Genomic DNA, 7019 nt, shown 5'->3' on the forward strand with positions numbered 1-7019 from the left:
GCCTGTTCCAGGCCTGCGGAGACATCCCACCCGCGGAGTTGGAGACCGCCCACTATCGTCACCACGCCGCCCTCGCCGCGGCTGGACACTCAAGTCCTTAGGTCTCCGGACACGCCGGGGCGATTCAGGGCTGTCCGCCCCGGGCAGGGTGGACACCCCGGCCAGCGAGGTCGGCCGCCACAGGTTGACGTACTCCAGCCCGGGGTCGACCCAATCCAGGCCCTCGAAGAACCCGGCGACCTCGGCCCGCGAGCGGTTGACGTAGGGAACCGCACCGGACTTGGCGTAGGCCTTCTCGGCCTCGAGGATCGCCGCGGACTCGGAGCCGTCGCTGATGACCAGGAAGCTGCCCGACGGCAGCGCGTCGAGCAGGGTCCGCACGAGCCTGCGGGCCTCGTCGTAGTCGGCGACGTGGCCGAGCACGCCCATGAACAGCAGGGCCACCGGCTTGGTGAAGTCGAGGATCTCCGCGGCACCCCTCAGGATCGCCGCCGTGTCGCCCATGTCCGCGTCGATGTAGCGGGTGGCACCTTCCGGGGTCGACGTCAGCAGCGCCCGGGCGTGGGCCAGTACGAGCTTGTCGTGATCGACGTAGGCGATGCGGGCGTCGGGGGCGTGGCGCTGGGCGACCTCGTGGGTGTTGTCCGCGGTGGGCAGCCCCGTGCCGACGTCGAGGAACTGCCGCACGCCCTCCTGCTCGACCAGGTAGACCACGGCACGGGCGAGGAACGCGCGCGAGGCGCGCGCGATGTCACGGATCTCCGGGGCGGTGGCGGCCCATGCATCGCCGGCTGCGCGGTCGACCGGGTAGTTGTCCTTGCCGCCCAACCAGTAGTTCCAGATCCGGGCCGAGTGCGGAACGGACATGTCGATCCCCGATCGTGCCTCGACGTCTTCGGGTGACTCGCTGACCACGGCACTCATCCCCTTCGCGCTGTCGACACCCCGGCCCCGCTCCATTGGCGCAGACCCCATCCAACACCTTCAGGTGTGCCCGGCGTGCGTCGGGTTGCCAGCCGAGCAAGAGCGACGCTGAGCGCCGCAGCGCAGTACCGACGGCTGAGCCCTGGCCACCCAGCTCATAAACTCGGCCTGCGCGTCTGACCCCAGCGGTGATCCGCCTCCGCCGAGGCGCGGGCATGATCGCGGTGGTGTTCCTTCGACTGCTGTACCTCACCTTCCAGCAGGTGCTCTACTCAATCGGGCTGCTCGGGTGCCGGGCCGTGTCGAAGGACATCGAACTCCTCGTGCTGCGCCACGAAGTCGCCGTCCTCCGCCGGACTGGCCAGCACCATCCGCTGCATCTTGCGGTGGCGCCGCATCCCACCGGCCCCGGATCGCCACACCGACACCAGCTGGCGCAAGTTCTTCGGTTCCTCGTCCTCGACCGCGCCGGCCAGTTCACCGCCTCGTTCGACGCCGTCCTCGCCGCCGCTGGCATCACTGTGGTCAAGATCCTGCCCCGTTGCCCACGAGCGAATTGCCTCGCCGAACGCCTCGTGCTGACGATCCGCACCGAACTCACCGACCGGATGCTGATCGCCGGTGAACGTCACCTACGGAGGTGCTCGCCGAGTACACCGCGCATTACAACCACCACCGGCCACATCAAGCCCTGCGCCTGCAGCCGCCACGCCCCGGCGAGCCGGCCACAGACCTCGTCAGCAATCGGATCAGCCGCCGCCCGATCCTCGGCGGACTGATCAACGAGTACGAAGCCGCGGCGTGAACCCCTATCATCGGGTGCGGCTGAGTGCTGGAACCCCACAGGGTTGGAGCCGGGAGGCCCGGGAGTTGCGGCGGGAACACGCGATCTTGAAGTCGGCATCGGCCTTCTTTGCGGAGTTCGACCGTCCACGGCGGTAATCATCGACTACATCGACAAGAATCGGGAAGAATTCGGATCGAGCCGATCTGCGCGGTGTTGAAGGACGCCGATATTCCAATCACCCCGAGTGCCTGCCATGCGTGAGTATCCGGCCACGGTCGACGCGATCTGTCACCGACGCCGAGAGCGCGAGAGATCGAGCAGGTGCACGCGCGATCCGAAGAGGGGCTCGCACCGTGTTCGTCGGACGTGGCGGTCGTCGACGATTCGTGCGCCCCGTCTGGCGCCGGCCGGGGCGACATCTCCGGCATCGCGGTCTTCGCGCCCCGCGGCGTCTCGGCTGACGACTCGGGTCGAGCCAGGTGGTGGGCGTCGACGGCGATTCTCGACTTTCCCGCGGTGCAGGCCTCAGCGGCCCGAAGGCGGCACCGGGATCGAGTTCGAGGCGTCCGCCGATTCCCACATGTACCGGACAATACGGAGTCAAGGTATCGGACGGTGGGCGCCGGCTGAGGGGCGGACATGCGGGTGTGGGACCGGGTCGAGCCACCGGTTGGGATGCGCTTGCGGGAACATGGACGTCACGCGGAATCGTGCTTGCGGCCGGGCTCGTGAGGTGGATCGGCGTCCCCATTTCGACGGTCCGGCTGCCGAGCGGATTCCGCTGTGACCTCCTGAATGGTGTGCCTGAACGGGGTGGAGGCGGCGCGGGCCGCCTCGCCTGCCGGTGTCGGCGGAGGGTGTGGAAGCGTCGCCGGGCCGCTCCCGGCGCCGGTGGAGGGGTTCGGAGCGTCGGTGGGGGGCTTCGCGGGCCTGGCCCGCGCAGGGTTCGGAGCGGCTGCGGGTGGGGCACTCGGCGGGACCTGGTGAAGTGGGTGTTGCCCGGACCGGGTGGCGGTTGCTACTTTTGCCGGTGAGCTCAAGGTGTGTAGTCGGGGCTCACCGGAAGACAGTCGCTGCTGACGTCGCCGCAACGACCGGTCCCCGGAGCAGGGCCGCTGGACGTGGTTACGACGACCGTCCGGCGCGGGTCGCTGCCTCAGGCGCGACGTGCGCAGGCCCGGTGTGCTGCATGTCTTGGGAGTGTGCCGCCAGCGGTTTCTCGCCCGTTGGACGAGCCGCACCATCTCCTCCTCCCTTCCGAGCAGGGAGTCTCCAGCATGAGCCGGCAGGTCGAGACGCACGCGGGGCCCGGTGGCCTCGACGTGCGTTCCGACGTGCCCGTGCAGCTGCGGCTCTCCGTCCGGGACAAGGCGTGGGCGGTCGTGCGGTGGCTGTTGTGGGTGTCGGGTCTGGTCGTGGTGCTGTGGTTCGGGGCGGCCTTCCTGGCCGCCGCGCCGGCGTCCGCGGCGGTCCCGGTGAGCGCCGCGGCGCAGGGCCTGGTGAAGGGAGGCAGCACCAGGCCCGCGGGCGGGAAGAACGGTTCCGAGGGATCCGGCCAGTCGGGGGCGGATTCGTCGGACGAGAAGGCCGACCCGAAGAAGGACAAGAAGGGCGGCGACAAGCCCGGCCCGAAGAAGGACAAGAAGGCCGGGCCGAAGGACGGTGACAAGCCCGAGCCGAAGAAGGTCCAGAAGGACGGCGACAAGCCCAAGCCCGAGAAGGACGAGAAGGCGGGCGACAAGGCCAAGCCCAAGAAGGCCGAGAACGCCGAGTCGCAGGACGACGAGAACGCCGAGTCGCAGGATGGCGAGAACGCTGAGTCGCGGGACGACGAGAACGCTGAGTCGCGGGACGACGAGAACGCTGAGTCGCGGGACGACGAGAACGCTGAGTCGCGGGACGGACGAGAACGCTGAGTCGCGGGACGACGAGAACGCTGAGTCGCGGGACGACGAGAACGCTGAGTCGCGGGACGACGAGAGCGCTGAGTCGGGGGACGACGAGAACGGCGAGTCGCGGGACGACGAGAACGGCGAGTCGCGGGACGACGAGAACGCCGAGTCCCAGGACGATGAGAAGGCTCAGGCCGCGGAGGACAAGAAGGCCGGCGAGAAGGCCAAGCCCAAGGGCAAGCCCAAGAAGGACAAGAAGGGCGGGCCGAAGACCGGTGACGAGTCCGATGCCGAGTCGACGGGCGAGGGCGCCGGCGACGATGGCGCGGATGCGGGTGATGCGCCGAAGCTCGTGAAGAAGCAGGACGGCGCCGATGCCGACACCGACGCCGATGCCGCCGCGGCGCCCGGTAAGGGCGACAAGGCGACCGCTCCGAAGAAGAAGGCCGGGGCGAAGGACGAGCCGAAGAAGCCCGCCGCGAAGACCGCGGAGAAGGCCGCGGCGAAGAGCGGTGATAAGGGCGGCGACAAGAGCGGCGACAAGAGCGGCGCCGACGGCAACGTCGACAAGCTCGTGGCCGACCTGGCGGGGGAGAAGGGCGACGGCAAGCAGGTCCGCCGTCAGCTCACCGAACTCGCCGAGAAGCACCTGGACGATCTCGAGGACGCAGCCGGGTCGGAGGACGACCGGGACGAGGCGCGGCTGGCGATCGTCAAGGAACTCCTGGACGACATGGGCGAGAGCGCCCCCGCGGAGGACGCGAAGAACGCCGACGCGAAGGACGCGAAGAAGGCCGGCGCGAAGGACGCGAAGAAGGCCGGCGCCAAGGACGCGAAGAAGGACGGCAAGAAGACCGGTGCCGATGGTGCCGACGACGTCACCTGGACGCAGGTGCTGAGCGCGATCGACGACCTGGAGCCGGCCGACGGCGGCGCCACCGACGACGGCGCGACCGCGAAGCTGCTTTCCGCCGATGCCGACGAGGACGCTCCGCGCGGCCCGCCGAAGGGTTCGAAGTCCGCCGACGACGGCGACGACGACGGCAACGATGACCGTGACGAGGATGGCGACGAGGAGTCCGTCGAGTACGACGACTCCGCCGAGCACACCGAGAAGGTGCTCAAGGATCAGATCAAGGTCGAGAACTCGGCGAAGAAGTTGGCCGAGCAGAAGAAGAAGGCCGGCGAGAAGGGCGCGACCAAGAAGGACAAGGCCGCCTACGCCAAGGACAAGGCCGCGCACGACGAGCTCGTCGAGCAGGTCGAGAAGGACAAGGCGGAGCTGTCGCCCGACCAGTCCGACCTGGTCGACTCCGTGCTGAAGGGTCAGAAGGACCTGGCCGCGCAGGAGAAGGCGCTCGCCGAGCAGAAGAAGAAGGCGACCGCGAAGGGCGCGGACAAGAAGACCAAGGACGCCTACGCCAAGAGCACCAAGGAGTACGAGTCCAAGCGCGACGAGGTGTACGAGGCCACCGAGCAGCTCGCCGAGGCCACCGACCACGCCGCGGACTACACCGACACCGACGGCGAGGGCGCCTCGGCCGGTTGCGGGTCAAGCGGGGTGTTCGTCGCGTGCGGTGCGGCGAGCGAGGACGCCGACGGCGAGCGCGGCACCGACCGGTGCGTCGCGATCAGCGGGGTCTCCTCCGGCTGCTCGGTGTCGACCTCCAAGGGCGACAACAAGGGCTCGGCGTCGTGCACGCTGACCGGTGCGGCCAAGGGCTGCACGAGTTCGACCGAGAGCAAGAAGGTCGACGAGGAGACCGGCAAGGCCACCACCACCAAGGCCGGCACGACGTGTGAGGGCGCGGCGAACCAGTGCCAGCAGGGCAGCCGGACCAACCCGGACGGCGCCCAGATCGCCTGCGCGACCGTCGCCGGCAAGTGCAGCGGCACCGCCAGCGGCCCGGAGAAGGCCGACGCCGCCGACGCGGGTGCCGAGCGGACCGCGGCCACCGCGTCCTGCGAGGGCGGGTGCGAGCTCACCGGCGAGGTCGACCGCCGCACCGCGCGGGCCGACTGCGACACCGACGCGGGCACCTGCACGAGCTCGGCCACCGGCCAGGACGACAACGCCAAGGAGAAGGCCGAGGCCGCCCGCGCCGCCGCCGACGACGTCCGCAAGATGGGTGCCGACGCGCGGACGGCCGACGAGCAGCGCTCCCGCTCCGGCGACGGCACGGCCACGTGCACCGCCGCGAAGACCGGCTGCGCCACCCGCGCCGCCGTAGACCTCGGCGATGAGCACGGCGACGACGGGGACGACGACGGGTGGAAGACCGAGGGGGTCGAGGCGGCCGCCGCCGTCGAGTGCAACGACTGCACCGGCTCGGCGTCGGCGAAGAGCACCGGGAAGTCCGTCCGCACCGGGCAGGCGGCCGGTACCCGTGCGGTCGCCGCCACCGCGCCCGGCTCCGCCGTGGAGACCTCCGGCAACACCGAGTCGTCGTGCACCACCGCGAGCGGCGGCTGCCGCACCGGTGCTTCGGTCGCCCTGCACGGCGAGGGCTCCGACCGCGCCGTCGACGCCGACGCCGAGGTCGACTGCCCCGACGAGGGCTGCACCGGCAAGGCGACTACCCGCACGGTCGGCAAGGCCGCCGACGCCCCGGACCCGGCCACCGGGACCGCCGCGACGGCGACGACCGCCGCGAAGGCCGCGCCCAAGGCCGAGGCGAGCGCCGAGACCAGCTGCACCGTCACCGCAGGCGGCTGCGCCGCCCGCAGCGCCATCGAGGTCGAGCACTCCGGGCGCGGGGTCGAGGCGCACGGCGCCGGGGCCGTCGAGGTCGGCTGCGAGGGTGACGGGGGGGAGTGCACCGGCGCCGGGCAGGCCAAGACCTCCGGGTCGGCGTCCGGGCTGCGCGCCGGGGCGGGGCGCACCAGCTCCGGCACCGGGTCCTGCACCCTGGCCGACGGCGGGTCCTGCGAGGCGCACGCCACCACCGACGTCGACAACACCCTCACCGAGGATCGGACCGCGCAGCGGGCCGCGTGGGAGCGCGCCGCCGTGACCGGCGACTACTCCGGCCTCGACCAGCCCGCCGCAAGCGACGGTGACGGCGTGGCCACCAGCACCGCCGGGGCCGGCGTCGACTGCGACGACGACGCCGACTGCAAGGGCACCGCGGAGGTCGCCACGACCGGCGAGGTCACCGGGGTCCCCGCGAAGGCGGGCGTCGCGGCGCCGGTCCGCGAGACCGCGGCCACCGCGGACTGCACCGCCACCGCCGGCGACTGCGACGTCGAGGCCACCTCCGAGGTCGCCGACCGGAAGGCCGCGCGCGAGGACAGCGTCCGCGCGATCGGCGCCACCGCGTCCGGCCGGGAGCTGAGCGCCACCAGCGCGGCGAACACCGACGCGTACTGCGGGATCGAGGCGTGCGAGGCCACGGGCAAGGCGGCGACCTCCGGGG

At 71.2% G+C, this 7019-nt stretch carries 4 protein-coding genes and 1 pseudogene; 3 read left to right on the forward strand and 2 right to left on the reverse strand.

What is annotated here, in order from left to right; genetic code table 11:
- Both KIK08_RS35895 and KIK08_RS35900 read right to left on the reverse strand, forming a co-directional pair.
- On the reverse strand, nucleotides 1-924 hold a 924-nt coding region (locus KIK08_RS35895), incomplete at its 3' end, for an SAM-dependent methyltransferase (protein WP_214407776.1).
- A 272-nt stretch (nucleotides 925-1196) separates the two neighbouring features.
- Nucleotides 1197-1556, reverse strand: coding sequence for a hypothetical protein (locus tag KIK08_RS35900; RefSeq protein ID WP_214407778.1), 360 nt, complete (start codon nucleotides 1554-1556; stop codon nucleotides 1197-1199).
- A gap of 8 nt (nucleotides 1557-1564) precedes the next feature.
- Between KIK08_RS35900 and KIK08_RS35905 the strand changes: the two genes are divergently transcribed.
- From KIK08_RS35905 to KIK08_RS35915, 3 genes and pseudogenes are all read left to right on the forward strand, one after another.
- Nucleotides 1565-1729 carry a transposase gene (locus tag KIK08_RS35905; protein WP_250558514.1) on the forward strand — a complete coding sequence of 55 codons (165 nt, stop codon included), beginning with the start codon at nucleotides 1565-1567 and terminating at the stop codon, nucleotides 1727-1729.
- Between the two features lie 1259 nt (nucleotides 1730-2988).
- Complete coding sequence (locus KIK08_RS35910; protein ID WP_214407777.1) at nucleotides 2989-3627, forward strand: hypothetical protein; 639 nt, start codon at nucleotides 2989-2991, stop codon at nucleotides 3625-3627.
- Nucleotides 3515-7019, forward strand: a pseudogene (locus KIK08_RS35915) (hypothetical protein); the annotation flags it as partial. The gene KIK08_RS35910 and the pseudogene KIK08_RS35915, both read left to right, overlap by 113 nt.

The organism is Pseudonocardia lacus (assembly GCF_018531445.1).
Taxonomy (GTDB): domain Bacteria; phylum Actinomycetota; class Actinomycetes; order Mycobacteriales; family Pseudonocardiaceae; genus Pseudonocardia; species Pseudonocardia lacus.